The sequence below is a fragment of the Burkholderia sp. RF4-BP95 genome (assembly GCF_001521985.1).
GTDB lineage: Bacteria > Pseudomonadota > Gammaproteobacteria > Burkholderiales > Burkholderiaceae > Burkholderia > Burkholderia diffusa.
On sequence record NZ_LOSX01000049.1, the window covers coordinates 13,237 to 29,153 of the forward strand.

At 70.5% G+C, this 15,917-nt stretch carries 14 protein-coding genes; all 14 read right to left on the reverse strand.

Annotated features, from left to right (window positions below):
- Positions 1-65: 65 nt before the first annotated feature.
- The 14 genes from WS46_RS18075 to WS46_RS18140 all read right to left on the reverse strand — a co-directional run bounded on the left by WS46_RS18075 (position 66) and on the right by WS46_RS18140 (position 15,910).
- Complete coding sequence (locus tag WS46_RS18075) at positions 66-2,537, reverse strand: RND family transporter (RefSeq protein ID WP_059691333.1); 2,472 nt, start codon at positions 2,535-2,537, stop codon at positions 66-68.
- A gap of 102 nt (positions 2,538-2,639) precedes the next feature.
- A complete protein-coding gene (locus WS46_RS18080) occupies positions 2,640-3,599 on the reverse strand; it encodes a sialidase (RefSeq protein ID WP_059691334.1) in 960 nt (319 codons plus the stop codon).
- A 178-nt stretch (positions 3,600-3,777) separates the two neighbouring features.
- Positions 3,778-4,983: an acetyl-CoA C-acyltransferase gene (locus WS46_RS18085; RefSeq protein ID WP_059691335.1), complete on the reverse strand. Its 1,206-nt coding sequence runs from the start codon at positions 4,981-4,983 to the stop codon at positions 3,778-3,780.
- Between the two features lie 17 nt (positions 4,984-5,000).
- Positions 5,001-5,486 (reverse strand): MaoC family dehydratase, encoded by a 486-nt coding sequence (locus WS46_RS18090; protein ID WP_059691336.1) that lies wholly within the window; start codon positions 5,484-5,486, stop codon positions 5,001-5,003.
- Entirely contained in the window at positions 5,486-6,286 is an 801-nt protein-coding gene (locus WS46_RS18095) for an SDR family oxidoreductase (RefSeq protein ID WP_059691337.1), read from the reverse strand. The genes WS46_RS18090 and WS46_RS18095 overlap by 1 nt, the downstream gene beginning before the upstream one ends.
- A complete protein-coding gene (locus WS46_RS18100) occupies positions 6,283-7,482 on the reverse strand; it encodes an acyl-CoA dehydrogenase family protein (protein ID WP_059691338.1) in 1,200 nt (399 codons plus the stop codon). The genes WS46_RS18095 and WS46_RS18100 overlap by 4 nt, the downstream gene beginning before the upstream one ends.
- On the reverse strand, positions 7,479-8,720 hold the full coding sequence (locus WS46_RS18105) for an acyl-CoA dehydrogenase family protein (protein WP_059691339.1): 1,242 nt from the start codon (positions 8,718-8,720) through the stop codon (positions 7,479-7,481). Before WS46_RS18105 ends, WS46_RS18100 begins: the two co-directional genes overlap by 4 nt.
- Positions 8,721-8,723: 3 nt before the next feature.
- On the reverse strand, positions 8,724-9,602 hold the full coding sequence (locus WS46_RS18110; RefSeq protein ID WP_059691340.1) for an SDR family oxidoreductase: 879 nt from the start codon (positions 9,600-9,602) through the stop codon (positions 8,724-8,726).
- Between the two features lie 41 nt (positions 9,603-9,643).
- The gene (locus WS46_RS18115) at positions 9,644-10,795 is read right to left on the reverse strand and encodes an acetyl-CoA C-acetyltransferase (RefSeq protein WP_059691341.1); all 1,152 of its coding nucleotides are present in this window, start codon (positions 10,793-10,795) and stop codon (positions 9,644-9,646) included.
- The gene (locus tag WS46_RS18120) at positions 10,792-11,862 is read right to left on the reverse strand and encodes an acyl-CoA dehydrogenase family protein (protein ID WP_059691342.1); all 1,071 of its coding nucleotides are present in this window, start codon (positions 11,860-11,862) and stop codon (positions 10,792-10,794) included. Before WS46_RS18120 ends, WS46_RS18115 begins: the two co-directional genes overlap by 4 nt.
- A gap of 35 nt (positions 11,863-11,897) precedes the next feature.
- Positions 11,898-13,067, reverse strand: a complete 1,170-nt coding sequence (locus WS46_RS18125) for an acyl-CoA dehydrogenase family protein (protein WP_059691343.1) — start codon at positions 13,065-13,067, stop codon at positions 11,898-11,900.
- Entirely contained in the window at positions 13,064-13,873 is an 810-nt protein-coding gene (locus WS46_RS18130; protein WP_059537705.1) for an enoyl-CoA hydratase family protein, read from the reverse strand. Before WS46_RS18130 ends, WS46_RS18125 begins: the two co-directional genes overlap by 4 nt.
- 25 nt (positions 13,874-13,898) lie before the next feature.
- Positions 13,899-14,987 carry a nitronate monooxygenase family protein gene (locus WS46_RS18135; protein WP_059691344.1) on the reverse strand — a complete coding sequence of 363 codons (1,089 nt, stop codon included), beginning with the start codon at positions 14,985-14,987 and terminating at the stop codon, positions 13,899-13,901.
- Positions 14,984-15,910 (reverse strand): enoyl-CoA hydratase, encoded by a 927-nt coding sequence (locus tag WS46_RS18140; protein WP_059691345.1) that lies wholly within the window; start codon positions 15,908-15,910, stop codon positions 14,984-14,986. The genes WS46_RS18135 and WS46_RS18140 overlap by 4 nt, the downstream gene beginning before the upstream one ends.
- Between the last annotated feature and the right edge of the window lie 7 nt (positions 15,911-15,917).

The window sequence follows — 15,917 nt, forward strand, 5'->3', positions numbered from 1 at the left end:
GTTGACTCCTCTTTGAGGGACGCGCGGCGGCCCGCCGCGCACCGGGGTAACGGGGGTTGCATCGCTCAGCGCACCGGATTGCCGGGTTCGAGCGTGCGCGTCGGCTTGAGCGCGGGGGCCGGCGCGGCCGGCGGCGATGCCGGCTGCGGCTCGCGCGACACGCGGCGCTCCGCCCGCTCGACGCCGAGCCATGCGGCCAGCGCGGGCAGCAGGAACACCGCGCCGAACAGGTTCACGAGGAACATGAACGCGAGCAGCACGCCCATGTCGACCTGGAACTTCAGCGCGGAGAACGCCCAGGTGCCGACGCCGATGAACATCGTGACGGCCGTGAACAGCGCCGCGGTGCCGCGCTGGCGCATCGCGTCGGCGAACGCGTCCGGCAGCGTCGCGCCGTGGCGGATGTCGTGCTGCAGGCGTTCGTACAGGTAGATCCCGTAGTCGACGCCGACCCCGACGCCGAGCGTGATCACCGGCAGCGTCGCGACCTTCAGCCCGATGCCGAGCCGCGCCATCACCGCGTTGCACAGGATCGACACCAGCGTGAGCGGCACGATGATGCACAGCACCGCGCGCCACGAGCGGAACGTGACCGCGCAGAGCAGCGCGATCGCGCCGAAGATCGACAGCAGCATCGCGATCTCCGCGTCGCCCACTGCCTCGTTGGTCGCGGCCATCACGCCGACGTTGCCGCCCGCGAGCCGGAACGCGACGTTCGGCGTCGGGTTCTCGGCCGCGAAGCGCTTGATCTCGTCGACGATGTGCGCGATGGTCGTGCCTTCGTGGTTCTGCGTGTAGATCAGCACCTGGATCGCCTTGCAGTTCGCGGTGTTCATCCCGTTGTCGGGATCGAACGCATTGGAGCCCTGCGTGAGCCCGTCGCTGGAGCGCGGCAGCGCGGCCCAGCGCGGGTTGCCTTCGTTGAACGCGGCGATGAACACCTTGCCCTGCGACGACACGCTCGTCACCGACTGCACGCCGGCCACGCCGCGCATGTTCATCTCGAACTTCTCGATCGCGCTCATCACCGGGTAATGCAGGCACGCATCGTCGAAACCGGTCGTCTCGACGATCACCGACAGCACGTCGACGCCGATGTTGTACTGGTGCGTGATGGCCGCGTTGTCGATGTTGTAGCGCGAGTTCGCGCGCAGTTCCGGCGCGCCGGTGCCGATGTCGCCGATCTCCAGCTTGCGCGACTCGAGCGTGCCGTACGCGAGCAGCGCGAGCGCCACCGCGAACACGCCGAGCGCCGGCGCCGGCCGCGCGAACACCGCGAAGCGCGACCACTTCCCGCTGCCGCCGGCCGCCGCCGTGCGCTGGGCACGCGCGAGCGTGCCGCGCTCGAGGCGCGTGTACGACAGCAGGATCGGCAGGAACACCTTGTTGGTGACGATCATCAGCAGCACGCCGAGGCACGCGGTGATGCCGAGTTCGCGCACGATGTCGATCTTGATCCGCATGATCACCATGAAGCCGAGCGCGTTGGTCAGCAGCGCGACCGTGCCCGGCACGAACAGCTTGCGGAACGCGTCGCGCGCGGCCTCGACCGACGACGCGCCGCGCACCAGCGCCTGCTTCCACGCGTTGGTCATCTGCACCGCGTGCGACACGCCGATCGAGAAGATCAGGAACGGCACGAGGATCGACATCGGGTCGATGCCGAGCCCGAGCAGCGGCAGCGCGCCGAGCAGCCAGACGACGGGCAGCAGCGCGACGACGAGCGCGAGCACGGTGGTCTTCAGCGAGCGCGTATAGGCGAACAGCAGCGCGGCCGTCACGAGGAACGCCAGCGCGAAGAACGCCATCACGCCGGCGATTCCGGCCTCGACGTCGCCGACCAGCTTCGCGAAGCCGATGATGTTGACGTCGATGCCCTGCCTTGCGTAGCGCGCGCGGATTTCCTCGAGCTGGCGCGCGACCGCGCTGTAGTCGAGCCGCTTGCCGGTGGCCGGATCGGTCTCGCGCAGTTCCGCGCGGATCAGCGCCGACTTCAGGTCGTTGCCGACCAGCCGGCCGATCTGCCCGGAGCGCGCGACGTTGCGGCGCACCTTCGCGAGATCGTCCGGGTTCGCGCTCGAGAACTGCCCGGGCACGACCACGTCGCCGCGAAAGCCGGCCTCGGTCACTTCGGTGTAGTGGACGTTCGGCGTGAACAGCGAGAACACGCGCGAGCGGTTCACGCCGGGGATGAAGAACACGTCGTCGGTCGCGTGGCGCAGCGCGTCCATGAACGTCTGGTTGTAGATGTCGCCGTCGCCCTTCCAGCGCAGGCTGACGAGGATCGTGTTCGCGCCGGGGAACGCACCGGCGTAGCGCTCGAACAGCTGCATGTACGGGTGCTGCATCGGAATCATCTTGTTGAAGCCCGGATCGAGCTTCAGGCGCGTCGCGGACAGGCCGAGCGCGAGCGTCGCCGCGATGCACAGCAGCATCAGCAGCCGGCGCTGCCGGATGATCGTGTCGGCGCAGCGCTCGACGAACGCGGCGAGGCGCGATGCGGGAACGGCTTCGGTGGGGCGTGACAGGTCGTTCATGGATTTCTCGGGTCGGAACGGACGGGACGGACGATGCGGGCGGTACGGGTCGGCGCAGCGACGCGAACGGATGCGGGCGGCGGCAAGCGCCGCCGCCGCGCATCAGGACGGCGACGCGGCGAGCGGCGCGACGCCGGCCTCGCCGCCGAGCAGCAGCGCGCCGCGGCCCATGTCGAGCACGGCCGCGAGGCTCTGCACGCCGCCGAGCTTGCGCACGTCGAAGGTCAGGCCGCCGTCGCGCGACGCGACGATCGCGCCGCCCTGGCCGACCAGCACGAGCTCGCCGTCGGCAAGCTGGGTCGCGCCGAAGTACGACACCGGCACGTGGCTGTCGACGTGCGTCCAGGTCATGCCGCGATCACTGCTGCGCAGCACGTTGCCGCGCATGCCGTACGCGATCCAGTCGCCGTTCGCGAGCATCAGCGCGCCGAACAGCGAGCCTGCGTACGGCGACGGGCGCTTGTCCCACGTCGCGCCGTTGTCGGTCGAGCGCAGCAGCGTGCCGCTCTCGCCCGCGATCAACAGGTTGCCGTGGCCGTCGCCGACGATCGCGTTCAGGTGGCGGTCGCCCGCCGGCGTCTTTAGCGGCTGCCACGTGAGCCCGGCGTCGTCCGAGCGCAGCAACTGGCCGAAACTGCCGGCCGCGAACAGCGCGCCGTTCGCGCTGCCCCAGACGGACAGCAGCGGATCGGAATGCGCGTTGTCGCTGTGGACCGCGCGCCAGTGCACGCCCGCATCGTCGCTGCGCACGATCCGGCCGTCGTGGCCGACCGCGATGCCGAGCGTCGGCGTGACGAAGCTCACCTGCGTGAGCGTCGAGCCCTGGTCGGGCGTGACCGATGCCGGCCGCCAGCGGCGGCCCGCATCGTCGCTGAGCAGAATCACGCCGCGTTCGCCGACCGCGACGATGCGCGTGCCGGCGCGGGCGAGCCCGTTGATCTGCAGGCGATCCGCATGGATCGCGGTGACCGGGAACGCCGGCAGCGGGCGCGGCGAGAACGCGAAAAGCGCGGCGCCGAGCACGAGCGCCGACATCGCGAGTCCTGGCAAGGTACGTTTCATCGGTTGTCTCCTGTCCTGGCAAGCGGCCCGGGCCCGCGCCGACGCGCTCGCCCTGCCGCTGCAAGTCTCCGGGCCGTCGGTCGTTGCCGCGGCCTCGCATGGTTCCGAATGGATGGCGGCCGAACCGCGTTGTCGGTGCGGCCGCCGGTGCGGCTGCGTCGAACGCGGTTACATGTCGTTACGCGCCGACTTCGAACAGCGCGGCGGCACCCATCCCGCCGCCGATGCACATCGTCACGACCGCATGCCGCACGCCGCGGCGCGCGCCTTCGAGCAGCGCATGCATCGTCATCCGCGTGCCCGACATCCCGAACGGGTGGCCCAGCGCGATCGCGCCGCCGTCGACGTTCAGCCGCTCGTCGGGGATGCCGAGCGTGTCGCGGCAATACAGCGCCTGGCACGCGAACGCCTCGTTCAGCTCCCACAGCCCGATGTCGCGCACGGTCATTCCGAAGCGCGCCAGCAGCTTCGGAATCGCGAACACCGGGCCGATGCCCATCTCGTCCGGCTCGCAGCCGGCCACGGCCAGCCCGCGGAACGTGCCGAGCGGCGCGAGCCCGCGACGCGCGGCCTCGTCGCGCGACATCACGACCACCGCCGCCGCGCCGTCCGACAGCTGCGACGCGTTGCCGGCCGTCACGAACTCGCCCTGCTCGACGACCTTGCCGCCGCTCCACGACGGCTTGAGCCCCGCGAGCCGCTCGGCCGTCGTATCGGCGCGCACGCCTTCGTCGCGCGCCGCACGCACGGCCTCGTGACCGGTCGGGTTGCCTTCCTTGTCGAACAGCGCGCGCGTCACGTCGAGCGGCGCGATTTCCGCGTCGAAGCGGCCGGCCGCCTGCGCGTCGGCCGTGCGCCGGTGGCTCTGCAACGCGAATTCGTCCTGCGCCGCCCGCGAGATCCCGTAGCGGCGCGACACGATCTCGGCGGTTTCCATCATCGCCATGTACGCGGCCGGCTGGTGGTCGAGCACGGCCTGCGAACGCGCGCGGTAGCCGTTCTTGTGCTTGTTCTGCGTGAGCGAGATCGATTCGACGCCGCCCGCGACGACGATCCGCGCGTCGCCCGCGCCGATGCTGCGCGCGGCGCTCGCGATCGACATCAGGCCCGACGAACACATGCGGTCGATCGACATGCCGGGCACCGACGCCGGCAGCCCCGCCGCCGCGGCCGACAGGCGGCCGATGTTGTAGCCCTGCGTGCCCTGCTGCGCGGCACAGCCGATCAGCACGTCGTCGACGTCGGCCGGCGCGACGCCCGCGCGTTCGAGCGCGGTGCGCACGACATGGCCGCCCAGCGCGGGCGCCTCGGTGTCGTTGAACATGCCGCGAAACGCCTTGCCGATCGGCGTGCGTGCGACGGAAACGATGACTGCGTCTTCCATGAGCTGGCTCTCTGAATCTAGAAGTAGTAACGGCTGATCGTGTCGGCCACGCAGCCGGGTTTCGCGTCGCCTTCGATCTCGACGGTCACGCGAATCCATGCCTGCACGCCGCCGTCGAGCGGCTCGACGCGCAGCAGCTCGCCGACGCCGCGCACGCGCGCGCCGACCTTCACCGGCGCCGGGAAACGAATCCCGTCGCAGCCGTAGTTGACGCCGAGCCGCGCACCGTCGATGCGCACGATCTGCGGCAGGAAATGATTGACGAGCGACAGCGTCAGGTAGCCGTGCGCGATGCACGCGCCGAACGGGCCGTCCTTCGCGCGCACCGGGTCGACGTGCACCCACTGGTGGTCGCCCGTCGCGTCGGCGAAGCCGTCGATGCGGATCTGGTCGATCGCGAGCCACGCGCTCGCGCCGAGCGTGTCGCCGACGGCCGCCGCGAGCTCAGCGGGATGCGCGAACACGCGGGGCGTCGCGCGCACGGGGTCGAGGGTCGTCTCCATCATGCGTGCTGGCTGCTGACCGACAGCACTTCGCCCGTCATGTACGACGCGTAATCGCTTGCAAGGAACACCATCACGTTCGCGACCTCCCAGACTTCGGCGGCGCGCCCGAAGGCTTCGCGCGACGCCAGTTGATTCAGCAAGTCGGCCGGGGCCGACTTCTTCAGAAAATCGTGCATCGCGATGCTCGGCGCGACCGCGTTGATGCGCACGCCGTAAGGCGACGCCTCGAGCGCCGCGCAGCGCGTGAGCGCCATCACGCCCGCCTTCGCCGCCGCGTAGTGCGCCTGTTCCGCCTGCGCACGCCAGCCGAGCACCGATGCGTTGTTGACGATCGCGCCGCGGCCGTGGGCCTGCATGTGCGGCAGCATCGCGCGCGTCATCCGGAACGTCCCGGTGAGGCTAATGTCGATCACCCGCGACCATTCGGCATCGTCCATTTCGACGATGCGTTTGGCGCCGCCGAGCCCGGCGTTGTTGATCAGCACGTCGACGCCGTCGAGCCTGTCCTGCGCATCGGCCACGAGCGCCTGCACGTCGTCCTCGACCGCGACGTTGCACAGGCGGCCGTAGATCTGCTGCAGCCCCGTTTCGGCGCGCAGCGTCTCCACGGCCTGTTCGAGGCGCTTCTCGTGGATGTCGGAGATGAACAGCGCGCGACAGCCTTCCTCCGCGCAGCGGCGCGCGGCCGCGAAGCCGATGCCGGCGCCGGCGGCGGCCGTGATCAGCACCGATTTGCCGGCGAGCAGCTGGTGGCCCGGCACGTAGGCCGGCGCTTTCTGGATCTGGGGTTCGGTCATGCTGTGCCTCGTGGTTCCCTGGGCATGCCGAGCCCGCGCTCGGCCATGATGTTGAGCTGGATTTCGTTGGTGCCGGCGTAGATCGTGTCCGCACGGGAGAACAGGAATACGCGCTGCAGATGGGTGAGCTTCTCGTCGGCCGGATCGATCACGTTCGCGCGGGGCCCGAGCGCGTCCATCGCGAGCTGGCCGAGGTCGCGGTGCCAGTTCGACCAGAAATACTTGTAGATCAGCGCCTCGGGGCGCAGCGGCGCGGTGGCGCCGTTCGCGTCGTCCGCGCCCGACAGCATCCGCAGCGCGTTGTAGCGCATCACGCGCAGCCCGGCCCACGCGCGGCCGATCCGCTGGCGCAGCACCGGGTCGCGATCGGCGCCCGACTCGCGCGCGGCGTCGATCACCCATTCGAGCTCGCGGACGAACTGCATCTGCTGGCCGAGCGTCGACATCCCGCGCTCGAAGCCGAGCAGCGTCATCGCGATGCGCCAGCCGTCGCCCGGCGCGCCGACCAGGTCGCGTGCTGCCGCGCGCGCGCCGTCGAAGAACACTTCGTTGAATTCGGCGCCGCCGTTGAGCTGCCTGATCGGGCGGATTTCGATGCCCGGCTGGTCGAGCGGCAGCAGCAGGAACGACAGCCCCTTGTTGCCCTTCGATGCCGGATCGGTACGCGCGAGCACGAAGATCCAGTCGGAATCGTGCGCGAGCGACGTCCACACCTTCTGGCCGAACACGCGCCAGCTGCCGTCGGCGTCCTGCTCGGCACGCGTGCGCACATTCGCGAGATCGGAGCCCGCGCCCGGTTCCGAGTAGCCCTGGCACCAGAACTGCGTGCCGGCGAGAATCCCGGGCAGGAAGCGCGCGCGCTGGTCGTCGGTGCCGCACGCGACGAGCGTCGGCCCGAGCAGCCCTTCGCCGATATGGCCCATCCGGCCCGGGCCGCCGGCACGCGCATATTCCTCGTGGAAGATCACCTGCTCGGCGACCGTGAAGCCGCGGCCGCCCGCGTCGGTCGGCCAGCCGAGGCCGGTCCAGCCGCCGTGCGCCAGTTCCCGTTCCCACGCCTTGCGCAGTTCCGGAAACGCTTCCTCGTCGCCGGGGCCACCGCGGTATTTCAGGCACGCGAATTCGCCGGTCAGGTGCGACTGCACCCAGTCGGCGACTTCGTGCCGCAATTGCTGTTCGCGCGTTTCGCTGTTCATTGGAGTGCTCCGGTGCGCGCGGCGGACGGACGCGTGGCGATCGACGCCTGCGGCGACGCCAGTGCCGCCTCGCGCCGCGACGTGTCGCCGTCGATCGCATGGCGGGCGATCCATTCGAGCAGTTGCGGCGTGCTGCCGAACTGCGCGAGCGATGCCTGCGCGCGCTTGAAGTAGAGATGCGGGTCGTATTCCCACGTGAAGCCAACGCCGCCGTGCAGCTGGATCGCTTCCTGCGCGCAGAACGCATATGCGTCGTTCGCGGCGGCCTTCGCGGCCGCGACGTCGGCGCGCAACGCCGCGCCCGGCGCCGCCCCGCCCGCTTCCGCATCCCATGCGTGCGCCGCGCCGAGCACCGCCGAGCGTGCGGATTCGATCAGCACCATCATCTGCGCGCAGCGATGCTTGACGGCCTGGAACGACGCGATCGCGCGGCCGAACTGCACGCGCTGGCCCGTGTAGTCGAGCGTCAGGTCGAGGCAGTGCTGTGCGCCGCCGAGCTGTTCGGCGGCCAGCGCGAGCGCCGCGAACCATGCGGCACGCTCGAGCACCTGCGCGGCGACGGTGCCGCCGGCGAACAGCGCGTCGCGGTTCACGCGGATGTCGTCGAGGACGATGCGCGCGATCGGCCGCGTCGCGTCGAGCGTGTCGAGCGGCGCGATGCTCAGGCCGGGCGCAGTCGCGACGTCGATCGCGAACAAGCCGATCGACTGCCCCTCGTTCGCGATGCGCGCGGGGATGAGCAGCAGATCGGCGCGCGCGCCGTCGATCACCTGTTCGATCGTGCCGGACAACGCATAGCCGCCCGCTGCTTCTTCCGCGACGACCGGCAACTGCCCGGCACCGGCCGGAAACTCGAACGGCAAGGCCAGCGTCGCGCTGCACGCACCTTCGGCGATCTTCGCGAGCCAGCCCGTCGCGAGCGGCACGTCGGAGCAGCCCGCCAGCGCGGTCGCGGCCAGGCACGCGGTCGAGAAATACGGCACGCACGCGACGCGCCGGCCGAGCTGCTCCATCAACAACGTCTGCTCGACCGCGCCGAGCCCCATCCCGCCTGCCGCCTCCGGCAGCGACAGCGCGTTCCAGCCGAGCTCGCCCGCGAGCGCGGACCACAGTGTGTCGTCGCGGCCGGCCGATTGCTCGAGCGCGCGTCGCACGTCGGCGGACGCGCTGCGTTCGGCGAGCACGTCGGCCGCCGCGTCGCGGATCATCGCCTGTTCGTCGGTGAGCGCCAGATCCATGCGTCAGCTCCCGTACACGCGCTGCGCGGGACGCGCGTCGGCGATCAGCCGCGCGACCGCCGGGCCGACCTCGGCCGGCGCCCAGCGCGCGCCGCGGTCGACGCTCGGGCCGGTGCGCCAGCCTTCGGCGACCGCGATCATCCCGCCCGCGACCTCGAACACCTGGCCCGTCACGTCGGCCGACAGCGCGCTGCCGAGCCACACGACGAGCGGCGCGACGTTGGCCGGATCGAAATAGTCGAAGCCGCCGTCCTCGGGCTTCTTCATCATGTCGGCGAATACGCCTTCGGTCATCGACGTGCGCGCGGCCGGCGCGAGCGCGTTCACGCGCACGCCGTAGCGCTGCAGCTCGGCCGCCTGCATCAGCGTGAGCGCCGCGATGCCGGCCTTCGCCGCACCATAGTTCGACTGGCCGATCGACCCTTGCAGCCCGGCGCCGGAACTCGTGTTGACGATCCGCGCGTCGACCGCGTGGCCGGCCTTCGCGGCGTCGCGCCACACGCGCGCCAGCACGCTCGACAGGCAGAAGTGGCCGCGCAGATGCACGCGCATCACGTCGTCCCAGTCGGTTTCGGTCATGCTGGTGAACATCTTGTCGCGGCAGATTCCGGCGTTGTTGACCAGCACGTGGACGTCGCCGAACGCTTCGCGCGCGGCATCGACGATCCGCTGCGCGGTGTCGATCCGGGTGATGTCGTCGGCATTCGCGAGCGCGCGGCCGCCGCGTCGTGCGATCTCGTCGCACACGGCCTGCGCGGCCTCGCGACGGATGTCGTTGACGACGACCGCCGCGCCTTCGGCCGCGAACGCCAGCGCGTATTCGCGCCCGAGGCCGCCGCCCGCGCCGGTGATGATGGCGGTGCGTCCGTTACAGATTCCCATGCTTGTGCCTCCTGGATCGAGGGATCGTGAAAGTGCCGCGCTCACAGGCGCTCGATGATCGTGACGTTCGCGAGGCCGCCGCCTTCGCACATCGTCTGCAATCCGTAACGACCGCCGGTGCGTTCCAGTTCGTGCAGCAGCGTCGTCATCAGCCGCGCGCCGGTCGCGCCGAGCGGGTGGCCGAGCGCGATGCCGCCGCCGTTCGGATTCGTCTTCTCGTGCGGGAAGCGCGTGTCGGCAAGCCACGCCTGCGCGACCGACGCGAACGCCTCGTTCATCTCGACGACATCGATCCGCGACCAATCGAGCCCGCTCTTCTTCAATGCGGCCCGGGTTGCCGGGATCGGCGCGGTGAGCATCCACAGCGGATCGTCGCCGAGCACGCTCAGGTGGTGAATGCGTGCGCGCGGCGTGAGCCCGTAGCGCTTCAGCGCATCCTCCGACACGATCAGCAACGCGGCGGCCGCATCGCAGGTCTGGCTCGCGACGGCGGCCGTCAGCGAGCCGCCCGGCATCAGCGGTTCGAGCGTCGCCATCTTTTCGAGCGACGTGTCGGGGCGCGGCGTCTCGTCGTGCAGCACGCCTTCGAGCGGCACGATTTCCCGCTTGAAATGGCCGGCCTCGATCGCCGCCACGGCGCGCCGGTGGCTTTCCAGCGCGTAGCGCTCCATCGCATCGCGCGACAGGTTCCAGTGATCGGCGATCCGCTGCGCGGCGACGAACTGCGACACCGGCGCGTCGCCGAAGCGCGCGCGCCAGCCGGCGCTGCCCGAGAACGGGTCGTCGAAGCCGAGCGGCGCCGCGCTCGTCATCGCGGACGAGATCGGGATCTGCGTCATCGTCTGCACGCCGCCCGCGACCACCACGTCCTGCACGCCGCTCATCACGGCCTGCGCGGCGAAGTGAACGGCCTGCTGCGACGAGCCGCACTGGCGGTCGACCGTCACGCCCGGCACCTGGAGCGGCAGCCCGGCCGCGAGCCAGCAGGTGCGCGCGATGTTGCCGGCAAGCGGGCCGATCGTGTCGACGCAGCCGAATACCACGTCGTCGTATTCGTCGGCCGGGATCGCGTTGCGCTCGACGAGCGTTTTCAGCACGAAGCCGCCGAGGTCCGCCGCATGCACGTGCGCGAGCCCGCCCTTGCGGCGGCCGGTCGGCGTGCGCAGCGCGTCGACGATATAGGCTTGTTTCATCGGTGGGTTTCCTCGAAGTCGAAGGTCTGCGCGGGGCCGATCGGCAATGCGTCGCCGAGGATCGCGTCGGCCACGCGGGCCTTGTGGAATGCGTTGTCGCCCCAGCTGCCGGAGAGCGCCCAGATCCGCTTCATGAAGATCTGCAGGTCGAGCTCCCACGTGTAGCCGATCGCGCCGTGCACCTGCATCGTGTGGCGCGCGGCCAGTTGCGCGGCGGCGGTCGCCGCGAGCTTCGCGTGCGACACCAGCACCGCGCGCTGCGGGTGATCGTCGGCGATCGCCCGGGCCGCGCGCGCCACCACCGGCCGCGCGAACTCGTAGCGAATCGCGACGTCGGCGAGCAGATGCTTGAGCGCCTGGTATGAGCCGATCGCCTTGCCGAACTGCTTGCGCTGCGCGCTGTAGTCGATCGCGACGTCGAGCACGCGCTGCGTGAGCCCGAGCAGTTGCGCCGCGACCGCGAACGCGCCGTGGTCGAGCGCGCGATCGAGCAGCGGCGCGGCTTCGTCGGCGCGCGCGATGCGCGTGGCCGCCGACGGCTCCCAGTCGAGCGTGAACAGGCGCCGCGACGGGTCGACGCTGTCGACCGCGCGCCACGCGCACTGCGCGGGATTCACGCGGTGCAGCTCGCCGCGGTGCTCGCACAGCAGCGCTTGCGCGACGTGCACGTCGGCCGCATACGGGTTCACCGGATGCACGAGCGCGACGCGCGCGCGCCCTTCGGCGATGTCGCGCAGCAGCGCGTCGCGCCAGTCGGCGGCGGGCAGCCGCGCGAGCACGCCGGCCGACACGAGCGCGGTGTCGAGCAACGGCTCGGGGCTGCCGAAGTAGCCGTAGGTCTGCGCGAGCAGCGCCCATTCCACTTCGGTCAGGCCGAGACCGCCGTGCGCCTCGGGCACCGACACGGCGGTCAGCCCCTGCGACGCGAACAGCGACCACAGCGCGTCGGAGCGGCCCGTCGGCGTGGCCCACAGCTCGCGGATCAGCTCCGGGGTCATCTCGGTCATCAGCAGGCGCTTCACGCTGTCCGCGAGCGCCTCCTGGTCTTCATCGAATACGAAATCCATACGATGTCCGTTCAGTGAGGTTGGCGCCAGCGCGCTTACGCGCGCGGCATGCCGAGCATCCGTTCGGCGACGATGTTGCGCTGGATCTCGTTGGTGCCCGCGTAGATCGGGCCGGCCTGCGCGAACAGGAAGCCGTCGAGCCAGTGGCCGAGCGTCGCGTGCTGCGCGGCCGTCTGCGGGACGACCTCGCCGTGCGCGCCGAGAATGTCGAGCGCGGTCTGGTGCATCCGCAGGTCGAGCTCCGACCAGAACACCTTGTTGGTGCTCGACTCCGCGCCGATATGGCCGCCCTTCAGCAGCCGGCTCGCGGTCGCGTAGGTCGACAGCGCGTACGCCTGCGCATCCATCCACGCGGCGACCACGCGTTCGCGCAGCGTCGGGTCGCGATCCGCGCTGTCGCGGTGCGCGAGATACAGGTCGCGCAGCGCCTGCGCGGTGCGCTGGAAACGGGCGGGCGAACGCAGCATCAACCCGCGCTCGAAGCCGGCCGTCGCCATCGCGACCTGCCAGCCCGCGCCTTCGGCCGCGAGGCGGTTCTCGACCGGCACGCGCACGTCGTCGAAGAAGATTTCCGCGAAGCCCGTCTGCCCGTTCAGCTGGCGAATCGGGCGCACGGTGATGCCCGGCGTCGACAGCGGCACCATCAGGAACGTGAGCCCGTGGTGACGCGACGATTCGGGATCGCTGCGGAACAGCCCGAACAGCCAGTCGGCCCACACCGCGCGGGTCGACCAGATCTTCTGGCCGTTGAGCACGTATTCGTCGCCGATGCGGATCGCCGTCGTGCGGATCGCGGCCATGTCCGAGCCCGCGTTCGGCTCCGACCAGCCCTGCGCCCACACGTGCTCGCCTGCGGCCATCGCCGGCAGAAAGCGCGCCTTCTGCTCCGCCGTGCCGAAATCCATCAGCGTCGGGCCGAGCAGGAAGATGCCGTTCTGGTTCACGCGCATCGGCGCGTCGGCGCGCCAGTACTCTTCCTCGAAGATCAGCCACTCGATCAGGTCGCAACCGCGCCCGCCCAGCTCGCGCGGCCACGTGACCATGCTCCAGCGGCCCGAATGCAGCGTGCGCTCCCATTCGCGGTGCGCGATGAAGCCTTCCTCGGTGTCGAAACTCGGCAGCCGCTCGCGCGGCACGTGCGCGGCAAGCCATTCGCGGATTTCCGCGCGGAACGCCTGCTGTTGCGGCGTATAGGTCAGGTTCATGCGCGTGCCTCCTCGACGCTGGTCCGTGCGTCGAAATGCGCGTCGCGCTTCTCGACGAACGCGGCACGCGCCTCCGTCGAGTCGTTGGTCATGTACGCCTGCAGCGTGAAGCCCTGCTCCCAGCGGTACTTGTCCTCGAGATCGCCGTCCTCGACGCCGTTCAGCGCCTCCTTCGCGAGCCGCACCATCGCCGGGCTCTTTTCCGCGATCTTGCGGGCGATCGCGAGCGCCGCGTCGCGCAGCGCATCGCGCGCGACGACCTGCTCGACCGCACCGAGCCGGTACGCCTCGGCCGCGTCGATCATCTCGCCCGTGAAGTACATCGCGCGGACCTTCTGCACACCGAACAGTCGTTGCAGATGCGCGCCGCCGCCCATTGCGCCACGGTCGATCTCCGGCACGCCGAAGCGCGCGCAGTCGGCCGCGACGACGATATCCGCCGCGCCGCAGATGCCGATCCCGCCGCCGAGCACGAAGCCGTGCACGGCCGCGATCACCGGCTTCGGGTTGCGGTGCACCGCGCGGAACGTCTCGTAGTTGCCGGCGTTGACCGACACGATCCGTTCCGGATGCGCGGCCAGCTCCTTGATGTCGACGCCCGCGCAGAAGCCGCGGCCTTCGCCGCGCACGACGATCACGCGCACGTCGTCGTCCTCGCCGAGCGCATCGAGCGCCCGCGCGAGCGCGTGCCAGCCCTGCGCATCGAGTGCGTTCACGGGCGGATGGGCGATCACCAGTTCGGCGATGCCGTCGGCGCGCTCGATCCGGAACGGCATCGCGCCGCCCGGTTGTTTGGATGTAGTCATCTCCACTGCCTCCCTGTGATGTCTTTCAAGCCGCGTGGGCCGCCGCCACGCCGCGCAACGCGGCCAGCGCGTCGAGCCGCTCGCCGGCCTCCGCGACGATCCGCGCGATCAGCGCGTCGCACGATTCGATCGCGCCGATCATCGCGGCCGCCTGGCCGCTCGGCAGCACGCCCTCGTCCGGCCGCCCCTCGACGATCGCGCGCTGAATCAGGAACGGTGCGTTCGCGGCCATCAGCGTCTGGCTCGCCGTGTAGTCGTGCGAGCGCAGCGCCTTGATCGCGAGGCCCAGCATGTCGGTCGTGCGCAATCCGTTCTGACGGCGCCACGCTTCGGCCGTCTTCAGCGCGAACAGCGTGCGGCGCAGCGGGCCGAAGCGTTCGAGCTTCAGCAGATACGGGTTGTCGATCATGCGTTGCGGCAATCCGTCGAGCGCGTCCGACACGCGGATCCGCGCCGGATCGCCCACCGCCACGTAGCGCTCGAGCGTCGCGCGCGGCACCGGCGATTCGGCGCTCATCAGGAAGCGCGTGCCCATCGCGATGCCGGCCGCGCCGTATGCGAGCGCGGCAGCCAGCCCGCGCCCGTCGAAGAACCCGCCGGCCGCGACGACCGGCACCCGCACCGCGTCGAGCACCTTCGGCAACAGCAGCGTGGTCGGCACCGAGCCCGTGTGGCCGCCGCCTTCCGCGCCCTGCACCGTCACGATGTCCGCGCCGAGCTCGACCGCCTTCGCCGCGTGCTTCGGCGCGCCGACGGTCGGCATGCAGACGATGCCGGCGTCCTTGAAGCGGCGGATCGTCTTCGCGTCCGGCCCGCGCCCGTAGCTGACCGCGCGCAGCCGATGCTCGATCGCGAGATCGACCACCTGCGCGGCGTTCTTCTGAAACATGTGGAAGTTGATGCCGAACGGCTTGTCGGTCAGCGCCTTCACCTTCAGGATCTCGGCCTCGACCTGCTCCGGTTCGAGCGTCGCGCCGGCCAGGAAGCCGAAGCCGCCGGCGTTGGCGGTGGCCGCGACGAGCCGCGCGTCGGCTACCCAGCCCATCGCGGTCTGCACGATCGGGTAACGGCAGCCGAGCAGGTCGCACAACGGGGTATGCAGCGTCGTGCTCATGCGGCGGCTCCGTTGACGGCGGCCGCTGCCGCATCGGTCCGCCCTTCGCCTTCCGCCTGCTCCGGCCTGCGCTGCGAGCTGGCCATCTTGCGCGCGTCATAGCCGCCGAGGCGGTCGCCGCTGACGAGCTCGTTGTGCGCATGCGCGAAGTGATGCCATGCGAAGGCCGCGTCCATCGCCGCGCGCTTGCCCTGCAGTTCCTCGACGTGGTTCAGCGCCTGCTTGGTCAGCGCGAGGCCGAGCCGCGGCATCGTTGCGATCTTTGCGGCGATCGCGTAGGTCGCGTCGCGCAGCCGCTCGCGCGGCACGACGCGGTTGACCATGCCCATCTGATACGCGCGCTCGGCCGGCATCCGCTCGCCGAGGAACAGGAACTCCTTCGCGATGCGTGGGTTCAGCTCGTACGCATGCGCGAAATACTCGACGCCCGGAATGCCCATCCGCACGACCGGATCCGCGAAGAACGCGTCCTCCGACGCGACGATCAGGTCGCATACCCACGCGAGCATCAGCCCGCCCGCGATGCATGCGCCGTGCACCATCGCGATGGTCGGCTTCGGCAGGTCGCGCCAGCGTCGGCACATCCCGAGGTACACCTCCTGTTCGCGCGCATAGAGGAATTCGCCGCCCTCCTTGTCGACGTGGTCGTACCACAGCGACGCGCGATCGAACGACTCATGAATGTCGCGGCCCGGCGTGCCGATGTCGTGGCCCGCCGAGAAATGCTTGCCGGCGCCCGCGAGCACGATCGCCTTCACCGCGTCGTCGTGCGACGCGCGCCGGAACGCCGCGTCGAGCGCATACGTCATCTTCGAGTTCTGCGCGTTGTGATACTCGGGACGGTTCATCGTGATCGTCGCGATGCCGTCCTCGACCGCGTAGTCGACGACACCGTCGCCGAACGTCATCTGGGTCGCTTCCATGTCGGAC